Source organism: Clostridioides sp. ZZV14-6150, from assembly GCF_020657875.1.
Taxonomy (GTDB): Bacteria; Bacillota; Clostridia; order Peptostreptococcales; family Peptostreptococcaceae; genus Clostridioides.
Window position 1 is genome coordinate 1 of sequence record NZ_JAGWDA010000026.1, and the last position, 16,552, is coordinate 16,552.

Annotated in this window: 14 protein-coding genes and 1 pseudogene; 1 reads left to right on the forward strand and 14 read right to left on the reverse strand. The window is 29.4% G+C overall.

The genetic code is table 11. The features are described 5' to 3' along the window. Positions 1 to 117: 117 nt before the first annotated feature. The 10 genes and pseudogenes from KGF41_RS19385 to KGF41_RS21205 all read right to left on the reverse strand — a co-directional run. The gene (locus KGF41_RS19385) at positions 118 to 1,497 is read right to left on the reverse strand and encodes a M20 family metallopeptidase (protein ID WP_227830272.1); all 1,380 of its coding nucleotides are present in this window, start codon (positions 1,495 to 1,497) and stop codon (positions 118 to 120) included. 30 nt (positions 1,498 to 1,527) lie between these two features. Continuing rightward, a complete protein-coding gene (locus KGF41_RS19390; protein WP_227857076.1) occupies positions 1,528 to 2,736 on the reverse strand; it encodes a hypothetical protein in 1,209 nt (402 codons plus the stop codon). A 977-nt stretch (positions 2,737 to 3,713) separates the two neighbouring features. Beyond that, positions 3,714 to 5,156, reverse strand: coding sequence for a family 1 glycosylhydrolase (locus tag KGF41_RS19395; RefSeq protein WP_227857077.1), 1,443 nt, complete (start codon positions 5,154 to 5,156; stop codon positions 3,714 to 3,716). Between the two features lie 19 nt (positions 5,157 to 5,175). After that, the gene (locus KGF41_RS19400; RefSeq protein ID WP_227857078.1) at positions 5,176 to 7,038 is read right to left on the reverse strand and encodes a beta-glucoside-specific PTS transporter subunit IIABC; all 1,863 of its coding nucleotides are present in this window, start codon (positions 7,036 to 7,038) and stop codon (positions 5,176 to 5,178) included. Further along, positions 7,028 to 7,888 carry a PRD domain-containing protein gene (locus KGF41_RS19405; protein ID WP_227830276.1) on the reverse strand — a complete coding sequence of 287 codons (861 nt, stop codon included), beginning with the start codon at positions 7,886 to 7,888 and terminating at the stop codon, positions 7,028 to 7,030. Before KGF41_RS19405 ends, KGF41_RS19400 begins: the two co-directional genes overlap by 11 nt. A 493-nt stretch (positions 7,889 to 8,381) precedes the next feature. Further along, positions 8,382 to 8,786, reverse strand: coding sequence for a DUF3139 domain-containing protein (locus KGF41_RS19410; RefSeq protein WP_227830277.1), 405 nt, complete (start codon positions 8,784 to 8,786; stop codon positions 8,382 to 8,384). A 124-nt stretch (positions 8,787 to 8,910) separates the two neighbouring features. Then, complete coding sequence (locus tag KGF41_RS20980) at positions 8,911 to 9,039, reverse strand: hypothetical protein (RefSeq protein ID WP_255287839.1); 129 nt, start codon at positions 9,037 to 9,039, stop codon at positions 8,911 to 8,913. Between the two features lie 45 nt (positions 9,040 to 9,084). After that, positions 9,085 to 10,260 carry a macrolide family glycosyltransferase gene (locus tag KGF41_RS19415; protein ID WP_227830278.1) on the reverse strand — a complete coding sequence of 392 codons (1,176 nt, stop codon included), beginning with the start codon at positions 10,258 to 10,260 and terminating at the stop codon, positions 9,085 to 9,087. Between the two features lie 35 nt (positions 10,261 to 10,295). Further along, a complete protein-coding gene (locus KGF41_RS21200) occupies positions 10,296 to 10,505 on the reverse strand; it encodes an AbrB/MazE/SpoVT family DNA-binding domain-containing protein (protein ID WP_413841559.1) in 210 nt (69 codons plus the stop codon). A gap of 30 nt (positions 10,506 to 10,535) precedes the next feature. Further along, positions 10,536 to 10,727: pseudogene (locus tag KGF41_RS21205) on the reverse strand (helix-turn-helix transcriptional regulator); the annotation flags it as partial. 329 nt (positions 10,728 to 11,056) lie between these two features. On the opposite strand from KGF41_RS21205, the gene KGF41_RS19430 reads away from it, so the two are divergent. After that, entirely contained in the window at positions 11,057 to 11,554 is a 498-nt protein-coding gene (locus tag KGF41_RS19430; protein ID WP_227854947.1) for a PadR family transcriptional regulator, read from the forward strand. 124 nt (positions 11,555 to 11,678) lie between these two features. Here the strand turns inward: KGF41_RS19430 and KGF41_RS19435 are convergent, their stop codons facing one another. From KGF41_RS19435 to KGF41_RS19450, 4 genes are all read right to left on the reverse strand, one after another. Beyond that, positions 11,679 to 12,044 (reverse strand): ArsR/SmtB family transcription factor, encoded by a 366-nt coding sequence (locus tag KGF41_RS19435; RefSeq protein WP_227830281.1) that lies wholly within the window; start codon positions 12,042 to 12,044, stop codon positions 11,679 to 11,681. A gap of 15 nt (positions 12,045 to 12,059) precedes the next feature. Continuing rightward, positions 12,060 to 12,836 (reverse strand): nitroreductase family protein, encoded by a 777-nt coding sequence (locus KGF41_RS19440; protein WP_227830282.1) that lies wholly within the window; start codon positions 12,834 to 12,836, stop codon positions 12,060 to 12,062. Between the two features lie 297 nt (positions 12,837 to 13,133). Next, on the reverse strand, positions 13,134 to 14,561 hold the full coding sequence (locus KGF41_RS19445) for a 6-phospho-beta-glucosidase (RefSeq protein ID WP_227842955.1): 1,428 nt from the start codon (positions 14,559 to 14,561) through the stop codon (positions 13,134 to 13,136). Between the two features lie 60 nt (positions 14,562 to 14,621). Beyond that, the gene (locus tag KGF41_RS19450; RefSeq protein WP_227850587.1) at positions 14,622 to 16,550 is read right to left on the reverse strand and encodes a beta-glucoside-specific PTS transporter subunit IIABC; all 1,929 of its coding nucleotides are present in this window, start codon (positions 16,548 to 16,550) and stop codon (positions 14,622 to 14,624) included. Positions 16,551 to 16,552 lie beyond the last annotated feature (2 nt).

Here is a 16,552-nt window from a genome sequence, read left to right on the forward strand (position 1 = left end):
TTAGTGCAAAAGTGCTATCGAATAGGAATATCCACCTTCAAACATTACCGAAGGTAATTAAGGTGGAGTAGTTCAAGTTATTGTCTATTAAACTGTATTTTAAACTTTATATATCTTTTAAGGAGTGGGAATATCCTTTGGAATAGGACACTTATATGTTTTCCCATTCATTGATTTATCGAATTCTTCTTTTGCCTTTTTAGCTATCTCTGGATTATTCAATATTTTAGCTCCAAACATAGCCATAATTTTTGCTGCATATATCATACCTTTTTCTCCAATAGAACTCCCTGCACAAGATGTAAACTGCCAACTATGCCCAGGTGCACCTAGATTTGTACATCCTGTAAAAAAGTATGCTGTAGGAACTATATGCATTACATCTCCAATATCAGTAGAGCCATAGCTATTAAAGTTTGTAACCTTTCCTCCACCATAATATAGGTGAGTTCCTTCTGGTAAATTATATTTACTTATCATAGCCTTATATTGTTGTGGGCTTTGTCTATCTAATTCAGCTGCAAAATCCAATTCATCTTGAGTCCAAGGCTCTTGTGTAATATCATCCATACATTCTGACACAAGATTTGCTAGAACAGGATTGTTTAAAGTATTATAGCATCCTCCTAAAAACTCTACTTCAACCTCAGTCTCAGTCATCATTGCAGCTCCTTTTGCTACCTTTATAAGTCTTTCATATGTATTTTCTACAGCTTCTCTACTCAAAGCTCTTGTGTAATACCATACTGATGCTTTATCAGGAACTATGTTAGGTGCCACTCCTCCATCTGTAATAGTATAATGAATTCTTACATCAGAAGTAACATGCTCTCTCAGATAATTAGCTCCTACATTAGTAAGTTCTACAGCATCTAAAGCACTTCTTCCATTTTGAGGGTCTGACCCTGCATGTGCAGTTATCCCCTTAAAATGGAATTTTACAGAATTAACAGCTGTTGATATACCCACTGTAGCTTCACTAATTTTATTTGGATGGAAATTTATAGCTAAGTCTAGACCTTCAAATGCACCGCCTCTAGCCATAAATCCTTTACCTGTTAATTGCTCTTCTCCTGGACATGCATAAAATACTATAGTTCCTCTTAAATTATTTTCTATCATTTCTCTTTTAAGTCCTATTACCGCTCCTACATGCGCAGTACATAATAAATTATGTCCACATCCATGACCACAAGCTCCCAATTCAAATGCTTCTTGCTTTGTTGAAACTTTTTGGTTTAAACCAGGTAATGCATCAAACTCTCCCATAAAACCTATAACTGGTTTACCTGAGCCAAAACTAGCCTTAATAGCTGTAGCTAAACCTCCTACACCTACTTCCACATCAAATCCTTCACTTCTTAGAAAATTTGCTGTATTTTCACATGCTTTGAACTCTTTAAATGCTTTTTCTGGATTTTTCCATATTTTCTTACTCAAATCATCAAGTTTAAGTCTTTTTTCATCTATCTCTCTTATAGATATACTTCCTATCATTAACTTTACCTCCCATAAATCTATTTCATATTAACCAAATATAAGTGGACCTATTATACTAGCAAATGCCACTGAGGCAATAGTTACAGTAACAAATCCACCTATAATCATTTTTGGTAATAAATAATCTGTTGCCCTTTGCTTTTCTTCTACGGTTCCTTCCATGGCATCAATACCTTCATTAGAAATTATCTGTGTTGCTGGATAAGCAAGCATACAAGTTACACCAATCGCTGCTGACATTCTTGGAGAATATCCTAATAACTTTCCTACAATTGCAGTAAATAGTATTATGAATATAGCTCCTATAACTAGTATTCCTATAGTTGGAACAATCATTGCAAATAGTGCTGTTGGAGTTACCTTAGCAAGTCCTCCAGGTAACATTAACATACAACCAAACATTATAATCCCATTAGATTGAGATTTATCTAAAATTCCTTTTTCTAAAAATCCTATTCGTGTAAAAATTAGCCCTACTAACAAACATGCTATATTTGGATTTAAATAATAGTTTGCAGGAGTAAATCCTGGTATTAGAGTAGCCAAGCCTACAAAGTTACCAATCATAGCAACAAATGAAAGTTTTGCAAGATATACTAATGTAGATGATTTTTTATTTGACTCTTCTTTAAAAATTCTCATACTTGGAAGCTTAAAATTACTTTTTGATTCATCCTTTAAGAAATCTCCCCTATCTCTTTTAAATTTTAATTCTTTATTTATACAATATGTTGTTATAGGAATACCAAAGAATTTTTGAAATGACAATACTAGAATTACAAATGCTGCAAGTTCAGGTCTATTTGCTGCTTCTGCAACCGTTGTTACAATAATACCAGCAACAGTAGAACCTGCTATTGGAGGTGCTGCTATTAAAGCATACTCTCTACCAAATAACATACTACCAACTGTGAAACAACCAACCGCTATGCCTACAATACCTACTAATGCAATTACAACTGTTTTCCATTCATGGCATAAGTCTTCAAGGTTTATAAGTGTTCCTAAGTTAGTTATTAATAATGCTATACCAAAGTTACTCATCGCAGCTAATATCCCCGATGCTCCTGTAACATCTTTTGGTAGAATATTGGTCCAAAATCCTAATAAAAATATAATACATACAAATAGCAATGTTGAAATTGCACCTTTTGTTTTCTTAGATAAAAACTCACTAAAAGCATAAATCATTACACATACAGTAAAGCAAGTAAGCGGATTCCAAAAATTTTCCATTGTTGTTTCCTCCTAAATATAATAATTTTTTATCAATAAAACAATAATTATAAAATGTATATTCTGTAGTTATTATTAACTACATATAGCACAGTTTGATATTTTTTGATGATATTTTTATACGTCTTAAATTATTCCTAAAATATCTAAATAAATATAACTTATAGTTAACTTTTTAAATATTTACCATAATCATTAATTTACTAGACTTCTTTTCAATTTTTGACTTTCTACATTATTTTATAAATGCAGAATTGTACTACAACTATCTTCAATTTTAATATACATGTTGGAAGACTTGTCTTTATTTAATATTAGATATATAATTTACGCTTTATATACGTCTTAAATTATTCTTAAAATAGCTAATATAAATTAATAACATACCTATTACTATTGTTAAAAGATACCTTATTTTAATTATTTCTTTTAAGTCTTCTTTAGGTACAAATTTGTATCTGCTAATACCTCCCCTCTTTAAATTAGACTATATCTAGCGACTTTAGAAATCGTATTCCTAGAAATAACAATTATTTGTCATATTAAATCAATGATAAACTATATGTCTATAGTAGTCCTAAATTATTCTTAAATTAGCAATAAAAAATAAATTTACTAAAATATAAAGTCACTAGTTTTTATTTTGTCAAACTATTCTTGATATAAATTATAATTTCAAACTTTACTTTTGTCAATATATTCTGACAATAAATTGCAAATTTATAGTCTCATATAGTAATTAAATCATGTTATACATATGTAGAAGTCTTTTATTAAATAGAAATATATAAATGTACATCTCCCCCTATATTGTGATATTTAATATTTTAATTATCACCATTCACTATACTTTAAATAAATATAAAGTTTATAGGGTTGAATACTTTTACTGTACATAAAAAATGTGTATCTCCAATTATAGTAATTAGATTTAACCTCTTTATTACCACCTTTTTTTGGAGAATACACATTTTATTTTACATGTCTAATGAATTTAAATTATCTCCATTAGATTTTATCACCTTTTTATACCAATCAAATGATTTTTTCTTATATCTATTAAAACTCCCTTTACCATCATCATCTAAATCAACATATATAAATCCATATCTTTTGCTCATCTGTCCTGTAGTTGCACTAACTAAGTCAATTGGTCCCCACATTAAATATCCAAAGCATTCAACATTATCTTCTTCAATTGCAGACTTCATTTGAGATAGATGTTTACTTAAATACTCAATTCTATAATCATCATTTATAGTTCCATCCTCTTCAAATTTATCATATGCTCCTAGCCCATTTTCTGTAATTAAGATAGGTAATTGGTACTTTCTATAAATATAGTTTAAAGTAAACCTTAGACCTATAGGGTCTATTGCCCATCCCCACTTACTTTGTTCTAAGTATGGATTCTGAATTCCACCAAATAAAGATTTATCACCTGATAAATTTTCTTTTGGAGTGGATACACTTGAAAAATAATAATTAAGTCCTATAAAATCTAACCTACCATCTTTAAACGCTTCCTTATCTTCATTAGTTACTTCAATATTTATACTATTTTTTTCATATTCTCTTAATTTATATTGAGGAAACTTTCCATTACACATTGCATCAAGTTGATAATAATCACGGTCATTATCTAAAAATGCATTTAACACATTACTAGGGTCACAATTATATGGATAAATTGGATTTAGTCCAAACACACATCCAACTTTATTATTTTGATTAATTTCTCTAGCTAACTTCGCAACTTTTACACTTGCTAAAGTCATATTGTACCCTACCCTTGCTAGTGTTTGAGCCTTATCTTCCATTTCACTATACTTAATCCCTGCTATCATATAAGTAAAAATATCAGAGTGTTCTGTTTGAGGGTCAATATGATTCATCTCATTAAATGTAACCCAGTACTTTACCTTATTATCAAATCTTCTTATTACAGTCTCACTATATTTTAAATACAAATCTATAAGTTTTTTGTTATTCCATGAGCCATATTTATGTACTAAGTTCATAGGTAATTCAAAGTGATATAGTGTTACAATAGGCTCTATACTATTTTCTATTAAAGTATCTATTAAATCTTCATAGTACTTAATCCCTAGTTCATTAGGATTCTCATCATCACCATTTGGAAAAATTCTCGACCAGTCTATAGATATTCTTAATGCACTAAATCCCATTTCTTTAAATAAAGCTATATCTTCTTTATATCTATTATAAAAATCAATTCCATTATGAGATGGATACTCTAATTTAGCTTCTATTTTGTCAGTAATTACTCTTGGCGTTTCATAAGAGCCTTTCGTTACAAAATCCATAATTGCAGGCCCTTTGTTGTCAATATCCCATGAACCTTCACATTGATGCGATGCAATACTTCCTCCCCAGAAAAATGTATCTTCAAAATTCATAAATTTCTCCTCCTAAAACTTATACTACTACAGTTAATAGTTCTTCTGATTTATCATTTGATGAAATTACATCTAAATAATCACTAGTATTTGTAACTATTGTTATTATAGTTGAATCGAATCCTTCCTCTATAATTTTGTCGGATTCAAATACTGCTAAAGAATCTCCTTTTTTAACTCTTTGATTTTGTGTTACAAGACTTTCAAAGAATTTTCCCTCTAAATTTACTGTGTCTATCCCAATATGAATTAATATTTCTAATCCTTCATCAGTCACTATACCATAAGCATGTTTAGTTGGAAATACTATAGTTATAGTTCCATCTACAGGAGACATAACAGTTGACTTTGATTCACTAGGTATAATTCCAACACCTTTACCTAATGCTCCAGATGAAAATGCCCTATCATTAACTTCTTCAAGTGCAATTACCTTACCTTTTGCAACATTTCCAACACTAATAGTTCTTGAATCATTTTCGTTTATTACTAGTTCTAATTCTTTTTCATTATCATCCTTAGCTACTTCTTTTTCATCTGAAGGTATTCCTAATATATAAGATGCTACTGTTGCTACCACAAATGCTACTACTACACCTATTATCATAAATGTAAAGTTAGATATTTCTCCTCCAACAAGATATGTTGGTAATGCTGCTAATCCCCAAACCATTCCATATGTTTTAACTTGTGCTAAACCGGCTATCAAACCACCTAGACCTCCACCTATCATTACTGCTACAAATGGTCTTCTATATTTCATAAACACACCAAACACTGAAGGCTCCGTGACTCCCATAAGTGCACTAAAACTTACTGTACCAAATAATTGCTTTTGTTCTTTATTTCTAGTTTTTAGGAAATATCCAAACATTGCACCACAAACTGCAATATCAGATATTGTCGCAGCTCCCATAAAAATTGGATCATATCCTAATGCTGTTACAGAATTTAAAGCTATAGGCATAGTAAAATTTGCTGCACCAAAAACTATTAAAAGTGGTTGGAAAGCCGCATATAGTGCTACAACACTCCAATTACCTAATGTATCAATTAAAAACATACATGCATAGTTTAATCCATCACCAATCCACATACCAATAGGTCCAAATATTGTTAGTGTAACTGATAAAGTTATTATTAAAGATAATACTGGAACTAAAAAATAGTGTAGTGCTTTAGGTAAGATTTTTTTCAATCCTCCAATTATAATTCCCATTGCCCATACTCCTAGAAGTATTGGAATAAAACTATTTGCATAAGTTGTTGTTTGTAAGTTTATACCAAATAGACTTAATCCTTCTACACCATCTATTGATGAAGATAATAATGTAACTGCTAGTACTACTGCTATGTAAGGATTTACATTAAGTCTCTTTGCTGATGCTATTGCAATTAATACTGGCAGGAAGTGAAATGTTGCACTTCTTAATGTGTCCAATATTTGATATGTAGGACTATCACTCTTAAGTATCCCTGACATATTTAAAAGTGCTAATATACTTGCAAGTATACCAGCTGCAAGTAGTACTTCAATTACTGAAGTCATAGTTTCTGAAACTACCACAAATATAGAATTAAATATGCCTTTGATGCCTTTTTTTCTTTCACCCTTTACACTTGATTCACTTGAACTTAAACCTACCATAGTCATAAACTCGTTATATACATCTACAACATGAGTTCCTATTATAATTTGGTAAGCAACAGCATTAGAAACTACATCAATTACTCCGTTTAATTTTTTAATTTCTTCTGTTTGAGCTATACTCCTATCATTTAATGTAAGTCTTAATCGAGTAACACAATGTGCTACCGACTTTATATTTTCTTTTCCGCCTATAAGTTTTATTATATTTTCATTTAAATCTTTATACTTCATCTGATTTTGCCCCCAGTCTTTGAGTCACCCTATTTATATGCAACATTAAATAAGTTTCTTCACTTATAGATATATCAACATTAAATTGTGATTTTATATATTTTCTTATTTTTTGAACGCTTCCAAATGACTTTGGATAAAGTTTACTTACTTGTTTATATAAATCTATTGAATTATCTTCATCTACAGAAGCTTCATCTGACATAATTCTTTGTATAAAGTACTGTAGATGAGTTGTAAATCTCATATAGTTTGTCGAAGCTTCATCTAGTTCTACATTAAAATGATATTTTATTATAGAAACTATATCTCCTAAAGTTCTTAATTCTACAACAGTGCTATCATGAGATTCTTTATTTACCTCCATATTTACAAAATGAAGTGCTATTGATACAGCTTCATCATCAGGAAGACTAATTCCCTTACTATCACCAATTAATTTTAGTGCATGCATGCCAATTTCAAAGTGCTTTGGATAAAACCTTTTAACATTCCATACCAGAGGGCTTTTTATAAATTGATTCTTTTCACATCTTTTAAGTAAAAACTCTAAATGGTCTAATAAGGTTAAACTTAGATAATCGCTTGATTTTATATTTAAAGCTTTCTCACCATATTCAATCATTTCATTGATAAGAACTATATTGTTAGAATCTGAGTTTTGTAATAGGTAACTAAAATGTTCTAGCATATCATATGAATCTAATATATAGGTTCTCTCTATTTCATTTTCACTTATCATTTGCCCCACTCTTTTTTTAAAACCAATTCCTTTGACAAATACAATAATTTCGTTTTTACCTCTTTTTACTAAGGCCACATTGTTATTTAAAATCTGAATTATTTTCATATATTCCTCCCTTCAATAAAAAGAACTCAAGCATATATGTATAGAGTATTCCTCTATTTTTCACATATATACTTGAGTTCTGCCTGCTAATCAGTAACATACTCAAAATTATGACTACATCGCCATAATTAGAATTCTTTTTTGTTTAATTTTATATTCTATATGTTATACTATCTATTTAAATCTGTCAACGATTTCCTAAATATTTTTTAAATTCGATAAATATAGATTCTGTTAGACAATTATCTGGCAAAGTCTATATACTAAATTGATACTATTCTACTGTCACTAATATTTATAATATTATCTGAATCATTAGTTATTTCACCATTATGAGTTATCATAATAAGATTTTTAAATATCATAAATTATATGTTAATAAATAAATTCTTAAGATATATTAATACATGAAGTATTAAGTTTATTTTTATTTAAACACTCTAGTGCTATTTTTAAATAAATTTCAATAAAAATACTCCTATTTTGTCATGAACTATTTATCCAATGTATCTTTAAGATAAATTGGTGGATGCTTCACACTTTTTAATTCTTCATTGCTTTTTAAAAGTTTATTATTATTTTCCATATCATAAATTTGTAACATAACTTTATTTACATATAGAGAATAATAATCATCACTATAAAAATACTGATATTCATATTGAGGGTCATCTTTGTAATATACTCTGTATAGTATTCCTTTGTAGCTTGCTTTCTTTGCCTTTTCTTTTGTAATACTCTTTATATTATCTTCTGAAATATCTTGCTTTACCATATATTTATTAATATATATTTCAGCATCCTTCCATGGTTTAATGTAGTTTTTATATACAACAAACCCTGTTACGCTTATAATACTTATAATTAATACTCCTAAAATAACTTTATATTTTTTCATGTTAATCCTCCTTCATTTATTGTTTAAAACTTACTATAATGCATAAAAAAAAGATGTTATCTTTTTTTATTAAAATATAACATCCCTCATATTTAGTATCAATATATATGCCCCAACTGGTAGGTTAAGAGGCTCCACTGTCAGTATTTTGATTAAGTAACACATATATATTGCATACTTTTATATAGTCGTCTTTTATTCTCATAAAGATTTCTTCATTATCTATTTTAGAATAACTATTACACTCTTTCATTTAATATAAGAATAAACATTATATTAATTTTCTAAATTTATCTCTTCAACAATATTGCTTTATAACCTGTAATATTACATCTGCTGCTTTTTTTGAACCTCCTGCATTATAAAAGCTTTCTGACAGTTTAATTGCATTTTCTTTATATTCCTTGTCATTCATAACTTGAAATACTACACATTTAATATCTTCTGACTTATTTTCTTTTAACATGAGCCCTACGCCCAAACAAGTAACTCTATTAGCTACCATTCTCTGCTCCGAATGTTGTGGAAATAATACCATAGGTACTCCATAATATAAACTTTCATTAACACTATTCATCCCACAATGAGTAATAAAGACATCAGTTTCTTGAAGTATAGCAATCTGTTTGACACTATTTTTAACCTCGAAATTATTTGGTATATGTCCTAAACTTTTAATATCAGTGTTTCTACCAACAGACATAATTACATCAACATCAAAATCTTTAAATGCATTTATACAGTTTTTATAAAATTTAATATTTTTATTATTAATTGTGCCAAGTGAAATATATATTAGCTTTTTCTTTCTATTTTGGGGCTCGACAATCACATTTGATACTGATGGTCCTACAAATGAATACTTACTAGAAAAAGTTTCTACCATTGGTTGAAATTCTTTTGATGTATATACAATAGTATTCGTATCATCATCATTAGAAACTATAGAAATAAAATTTTTTACGTCATATCCTTTTTTTTGTAAAAGCTTTATTTTTTTATTAATGCGTCTCATACCAAAAACCATACGTATAATTTCCATAAAGCTTTGTTTCATCATCTTTGCTGTATGTTTATTAATCGCGAAAGTTGTTGTAGAGCATATATATGGAATATTAAGTTTTTGTGCAAATAATTTTCCCCAAAAACTTAATGAATCTGATACAATACAATCTGGATTAAAATCCTTAAGCTCTATACAAACTTTTTCATCTAAAGATATAGTAGTATCTACTATCATCTCAATTAACCCAGAAAAATCCTTCCCAATTTTTTTCTCGTCTCCAGGATGTAATTCTGGAAGATATTTATCACAGCAAATAAATTTTGCTCCAGCACCTTCAATTTTATCTTTAAATTCATTAAAAGAATAATACAATACCTCATTCCCTCTATCTACCAATTCACGAACTACTTCAACTGTAGGATTAGTGTGACCATATGCAGGAATACTAAAAAATACTATTTTACTCATATTTTATCCATCCTTTTATAATTTTTTTAAAATTACTATTCTTTACCTATTACTCCCATATGACCTATAAAATTTATCAAATCACGTTGATGAACAATTCCTAATCCTCTTTCTTCATCTCCTAGTATCAATAATTTATCTCCTGCGTTTATATTAAATACATCCCTTGCTTCTTTTGGAATAACAATCTGACCACGTTCACCAACTACGACAGCTCCAAAGAAAAATTTTCCTTTAGGTGGTATTACAATACCTGTTTTTTCTTCTGAATGATTAACTAAGTCATCTAGTTTGACATCGTACAATTTTGCAAGTTTAATGCAACTATCTATATCAGGAGTAGATTCGCCATTTTCCCATTTTGCTACTGATTGTCTAGATATATTAAGTTTTTCAGCTAATTCCTCTTGTGTGTACTGATGAATTTTTCTTAGTCTTTTCAAATTCGTATTAATCATATTTTTCATACCTCCTATGTTTATAGTATTAGATTTATTGCTTAAATTCTATCAACTAATCTTAACATTCATGTATGTATTTATATATTTTTTTCTTATATGACTTTATTGTTTAACTGACATATCTTCTTAAATTATAGTAATATAAATTTATGACACAAGAGAATAAAAAAGTTATACTTGATAGCTATGAGGTTTCTTTGATTTAAAATGACATATTCTATTTGAAAAGCTCAAATGACAAAAATATCATTAATTTTACCTATTGAAATAACATCATATCCATTATTATTTAATGAGTTTAATATTGTATCATTAAATGGCTTTAAGACATAATCATGTCTATTGCTTACTATAGTAAATTTAGTGAAACTAGAACTAAACTAATTATCTGTAAAATCAATAGGGCTTTGTGGTTTAGGCTTGAAGAATATATCTATAAGAAAATCATTTATTATAATGTGTATATTGAAATTAGCGGTGATGTATTAGAAAAAAAATTATATAAAATTACAGAAAAAGAAAAAGATGAGTTTCTAGAATGGCTTGAAAAAGATATACCAATGGAAAAAACGCCTAAAGATATTTTCCGTCTTAAAATGTACTTTTCTAATAATTTAGATCTAGACACTAGGCTTGTTTTATTAGAACATCAGTTGCTTCAACACCAAGAAAGGATTAAATTCTTATACAGTCAAATGGAACGTTATAGTGAAGTGCCTCCTCTTCATAGCAATGATTTTGGTGATTATATAGTTCTTGATGGTGCTATTATCAGGGAGCAAGGTTCTATAAAATGGCTAACAAATTGTATTAACCATCATAAAAATGGCTAATACTACTTTAAAATAATAAGTTGTTAATTTTAATAATTTATTTAATTACAAACATTAAATTTACAAAAAAGGGTGTAGCACTATTTTCTAGTGCGACAACCCCTTTTTGCTAAATCACTTTGATTTACTCACCTTTTCTTACATCATTTTCACCAATATCTTGTATTCCAACAAATATAAGATTTATTAGCTCTGTTAGTGATTTCCATTGCGATTTTTTTGAATCAAGATAATAATAGTTTTTCGTCCCTTCTCTACGTACATTAACAATTTCTGCTTCTTTCAATATTTTAAGATGATGAGATACTGCAGGGCGAGAAAGATGTGTTTTTTCTGTAATTTCTCCTACTCGTATACCATTGAAGTCACTCTCTAGGAGTGTTATTAAAATTAACTGTCTAGTTTCATCACCCATAGCAGAAATAGCTTTACGACAGTCTTTAAATTTAGATGTTATTTCTTCTATTCTTTGCTGACATTCTTTTTCCATAAAATCCTCCATATCTTATAAGTATCTAACACTTGCTGCCTCTTTTTGTGCAGTACGTCTATATTTAACATCTGGATATCCAATAACTAGCGTTGTAAGAACATGATTCTTGTGTTTTAAACTTAGAAACTTTTTTAACTTTGGCGAGTTATTTGCTACATCTGAAAAATATCCACTAAATAAAACCCCCAGACCATAAGATTCTGCCATTAGTGCCATATTAGATGCTGCAAGTGAACCACTAATCTTATCTTTTGTAATTATCATTATTGCAATAGGAGCATGCTTGAAGAAAAAGTTATCATCAATCTCAATTTCCTTTGAATATTTAACAGCAATGTTTGCAATCGGTTTGATTTTTCTAAAAAATCTCACTGCCTCCTTTTCATACATTGCTTTTTTATTGTCCAAAACAATATATGATACATCTTGTGAATTTTTAGCACTAGGTGTGTATCTACCTGCCTCAATAATTTGCTTTACAATTTCTGAAGAAACTTCTTTATCTTTAAATTTTCTGATACTCCTTCTAGATTTAATTGCCATTAGTAATTCATCTGAGTCTAAGCTTGGCTTATTTGTAAGTTCTATTGGTGGTTCATCAAATCCTGTCAGTGTAATAGCTTCTTTGGGACAGATTGCTGCACAGTGTCCACACATTAGACAGTCTTGCTTTTTAATTACTGATTTTTTATTTTCTATAACTATATTATTTACTGGACAATCATTTTTACAAAGTCCACATCCAATACAAAGGTCTTTATTAACTTCAATTATATGTTGATATTTCATATGCACTCCTCTCCCTTTCGTTCATTAGTTTAAACTATTATAACACTCAAATACATTTTATATTCATTGGTAAAGAATTTGATTACCATTGAATTTTTAATATATCTATTGAATAAGTTTTTCATAAATTTTAAAGCATTATAAGTTATATTTAATAAAAAAAGACAAGCTTAGAATTTAAGCTCGACTTTTTCATCTCTTGGTACAAAATAAATTATCTCTCTTTTCAGCAAATCTCTTCGTGAATCCTGCTACAGAGAAAAAATTATACCACTATTATTTTTATATTCTTCTTATTTAATATAAATCTTCACCATTTGAAGCAATTACTTTCTTATACCATTCAAAGCTTTTCTTTTTCGCCCTTCTCAAACTTCCATTACCGATATTATCTCTATCTACATATATAAATCCGTAACGCTTTTCCATTTCACCTGTGCCAGCACTTACTAAATCAATAGGACCCCATGTAGTATAACCTAATAAATCTACACCATCTATAGAAACTGCGTCATACATCGCTTTTATATGTTCTCTTAAATAATCAATTCTGTAATCATCTTCTACATAACCATTTTCATCAGCTATATCTTTTGCACCTAATCCATTTTCTACAATAAATAGTGGCTTTTCATATCTATCATATACATGATTTAATGTAATTCTTAGACCTAATGGATCAATTGGCCATCCCCATTGGCTGTATGAAAGATATGGATTTTTAGCAGATGTAAATATATTTCCTTCAGCTACATCATCTGCATTTTCATCAGTTCTAACACAACGACTGTTGTAATATGAGAATGAAATAAAATCTACTGTATATTTATTCAATAATTCAATGTCACCAGGTTCCATTTCTGGTGTAATACCTTTTTGCTCCATATACTTTAATGCATAGTTAGGATATTTTCCTCTAGATTGTACATCTACAAAGAAATAATTTTCTCTATCTAACTTTGTAGCTTCCCATACATCATTAGGATTGCAACTATAAGGATATACACTTCCAGCTGCAAACATACAACCAACTAAGTTATTTGAATCAACTTCATGTGCTATTTTAGTTGCAATTGCACTAGCTACAAGTTCATGATGAGCAGCCTGATATTTTATCTTTTCAGTATCTTCGCCTTCTTCAAAACAAATACCAGCACCCATAAATGGAGCATGTAAAATCATGTTTATTTCATTAAAAGTTAACCAATATTTAACTAAGCCTTTATATCTTCTAAAGATAACATTACATAGTTTCTCATAGAAACCTATCATTTTACGATTACGCCATGCACCATACTTTTCAATTAAATACATTGGACAATCAAAATGTGTAATAGTAACTAGTGGCTCTATTCCATATTTTTTACATTCTTTAAATATATTTTCATAAAATTGAAGCCCCTTTTCATTTGGTGTTTCTTCATCACCTTTTGGAAATATTCTACTCCATGCAATACTCATTCTATATACTTTAAATCCCATTTCACCAAATAGCTTTATATCTTCTTTATAATTATGGTACATATCAATACCAGTTTGAGCTGGATAATAATGTTCAGCATCAAAATCAAACATTTTTAATTTACCTGTAATAACTGCTGTCCTATCTTTTCCGGTTGGACATACATCTACATTTGCTAATCCTCTTCCGTCTTTATTATATCCACCCTCACATTGATTAGCTGCAGTAGCTCCTCCCCATAGAAAATCTTTTTTAAAACTCATAGTTAAGCCTCCTAAAATTATAACTAAGGCATTAACTTATGCTAATGCCTTAGTTTTTTACTAAAATATAACCGTAATCAGATTGCCCTCTAATTCAGTACTCTTACTTTCTGTTTCTACTACATCTAAAAATTGTGATGAATTGGTAATAACAATTGGAGTTACAACACTATACCCTGACTCTTTTATTGCATCAATATCAAAGTTTAATATCGTTTGACCTTTTGTAATTCTATCACCTTGCTTTATACATGCCTCAAAACCTCTTCCTTCTAACTGAATAGTATTTAATCCAATATGAATAAGCACTTCAACACCTGTATCTGAAAGAATTCCTATAGCATGTAGACTAGGAAATAAGGTTGTAACCACTCCATCTACTGGTGCAACTACTTTTCCATCACTAGGTATTATTGCTACACCTTGACCTAGTACACCAGATGCAAATGCTGCATCCTCTATATCGCTTAAATTTAAGACTTCACCTTTTATAGGGCTTACTACTATTTCTTTTTCTAATTTAGCAGACTTAACCTCTTTTGTTTCCTCTTTTACATTATTTTTTACTTCTTTAGCTTCTCTTGCTTCCTTTTCTTTATATAAAACCATAGTTAATCCAAAAGCTACAACCATTGATATAGCTATACCAGAAAGAGCTACTATTAAATTACCCATTCCTCCATCTGGTTCAATCATTGCTGGAAGTTCGAATATTCCCATCCCTCCAGTTATAAACTTTCTAAGATTAAAGAATCCGTAGAAAGCTCCTCCAATACCACTAGCAATACAACTTATTATAAATGGCTTCTTTAAAGGTAATAATATTCCATAAATTGCTGGCTCTGTAACTCCAAATATACCAGATATAAAGTTTGGTATTGCCATCTCTTTTAATTTCTTGTCTTTAGTCTTGAAGAATATCGCTAATACGACTGCTGAACTTGCAAATGTACAAGCAAAGAATGGCATCATAACATTATCGTATCCTAAAGTCATAACATTATTTATATATACAGGAATGAATCCCCAGTGCATACCAAAAATAACAAGAATTTGCCAAGTGAACCCTACTATAGCACCTGCTAATAGTGGACTAAAATCTCTTATCGAAATTACAATTTGCGAAATAAGTGTAGAACCAAATGTTGCTATAGGGCCTATAACTATAAGTGCAACAGGTACTGTTACTAATAATGTAAGCATTGGCACAAAGAAAAACTTAACTAAGTCTGGAACAATCTTATTAAATAATTTTTCACACTTAGATGCAAAATACACTATAAATATAATTGGTACAACTGTCCCAGTGTAATCAATTGATATCATTGGTAGTCCAAAGAAATCAATATATACTGGTGATGCAAACATTGTTCCTTTAAATAAAGTGTACATCACATCTGCACCTGCTGATATACTACTGCCTTGTATCGCAGGATAACACATTGCAGCTCCTAGTGCTAATCCCAACATTGGTTTTAGCCCAAATTTCTTAGCTGAAGTATATCCTAAAAATAAAGGAAGGAATGTAAATAATGCATCTCCTGCTGCATTTATTACCATATATCCACCAGATAAATCACTATATAATCCCATTGCTACAAATAAAGCGTTAAATCCTTTTAACATCCCACAGGCTGCCATTATTCCTAGTACTGGCTGAAAAATCCCTGATATTATATCTATACCTTTATCTAGCATACTACCTGATTTTTTATTTTCTGAATTTGTACTTGAGTCATCTAAGTCAATTATTTCAACTATATCTTTATAGACAGCCTCAACATGATTTCCTATAACTACTTGATATTGTCCTCCACTTTTCATTACAGTAACAATACCTTCCATATTTTTCAATACATCATCATTTGCTATACTTTCATCTTTCAAATTAAAACGTAATCTTGTAATACAGTGTACTAATCCACTAATGTTTTCTTTTCCACCAACATTTTTTACTATGCTTTGTGCTAATTGTTTGTATTTTTCCATTT

Bases quoted from the DNA above. Each gene is read 5' to 3' on its own strand.
- KGF41_RS19410 (WP_227830277.1), bottom strand. From the start codon at position 8,786: ATGAAAAAATATAAAGTTATTTTAGGAGTATTAATTATAAGTATTATA.
- KGF41_RS19400 (WP_227857078.1), bottom strand. From the start codon at position 7,038: ATGAAGTATAAAGATTTAAATGAAAATATAATAAAACTTATAGGCGGA.
- KGF41_RS19385 (WP_227830272.1), bottom strand. From the start codon at position 1,497: ATGATAGGAAGTATATCTATAAGAGAGATAGATGAAAAAAGACTTAAA.
- KGF41_RS19430 (WP_227854947.1), top strand. From the start codon at position 11,057: ATGTCTATTGCTTACTATAGTAAATTTAGTGAAACTAGAACTAAACTA.
- KGF41_RS19450 (WP_227850587.1), bottom strand. From the start codon at position 16,550: ATGGAAAAATACAAACAATTAGCACAAAGCATAGTAAAAAATGTTGGT.
- KGF41_RS19435 (WP_227830281.1), bottom strand. From the start codon at position 12,044: ATGGAAAAAGAATGTCAGCAAAGAATAGAAGAAATAACATCTAAATTT.
- KGF41_RS19415 (WP_227830278.1), bottom strand. From the start codon at position 10,260: ATGAGTAAAATAGTATTTTTTAGTATTCCTGCATATGGTCACACTAAT.
- KGF41_RS19405 (WP_227830276.1), bottom strand. From the start codon at position 7,888: ATGAAAATAATTCAGATTTTAAATAACAATGTGGCCTTAGTAAAAAGA.
- KGF41_RS19440 (WP_227830282.1), bottom strand. From the start codon at position 12,836: ATGAAATATCAACATATAATTGAAGTTAATAAAGACCTTTGTATTGGA.
- KGF41_RS19445 (WP_227842955.1), bottom strand. From the start codon at position 14,561: ATGAGTTTTAAAAAAGATTTTCTATGGGGAGGAGCTACTGCAGCTAAT.
- KGF41_RS20980 (WP_255287839.1), bottom strand. From the start codon at position 9,039: ATGAAAGAGTGTAATAGTTATTCTAAAATAGATAATGAAGAAATCTTT.
- KGF41_RS19395 (WP_227857077.1), bottom strand. From the start codon at position 5,156: ATGAATTTTGAAGATACATTTTTCTGGGGAGGAAGTATTGCATCGCAT.
- KGF41_RS19390 (WP_227857076.1), bottom strand. From the start codon at position 2,736: ATGGAAAATTTTTGGAATCCGCTTACTTGCTTTACTGTATGTGTAATG.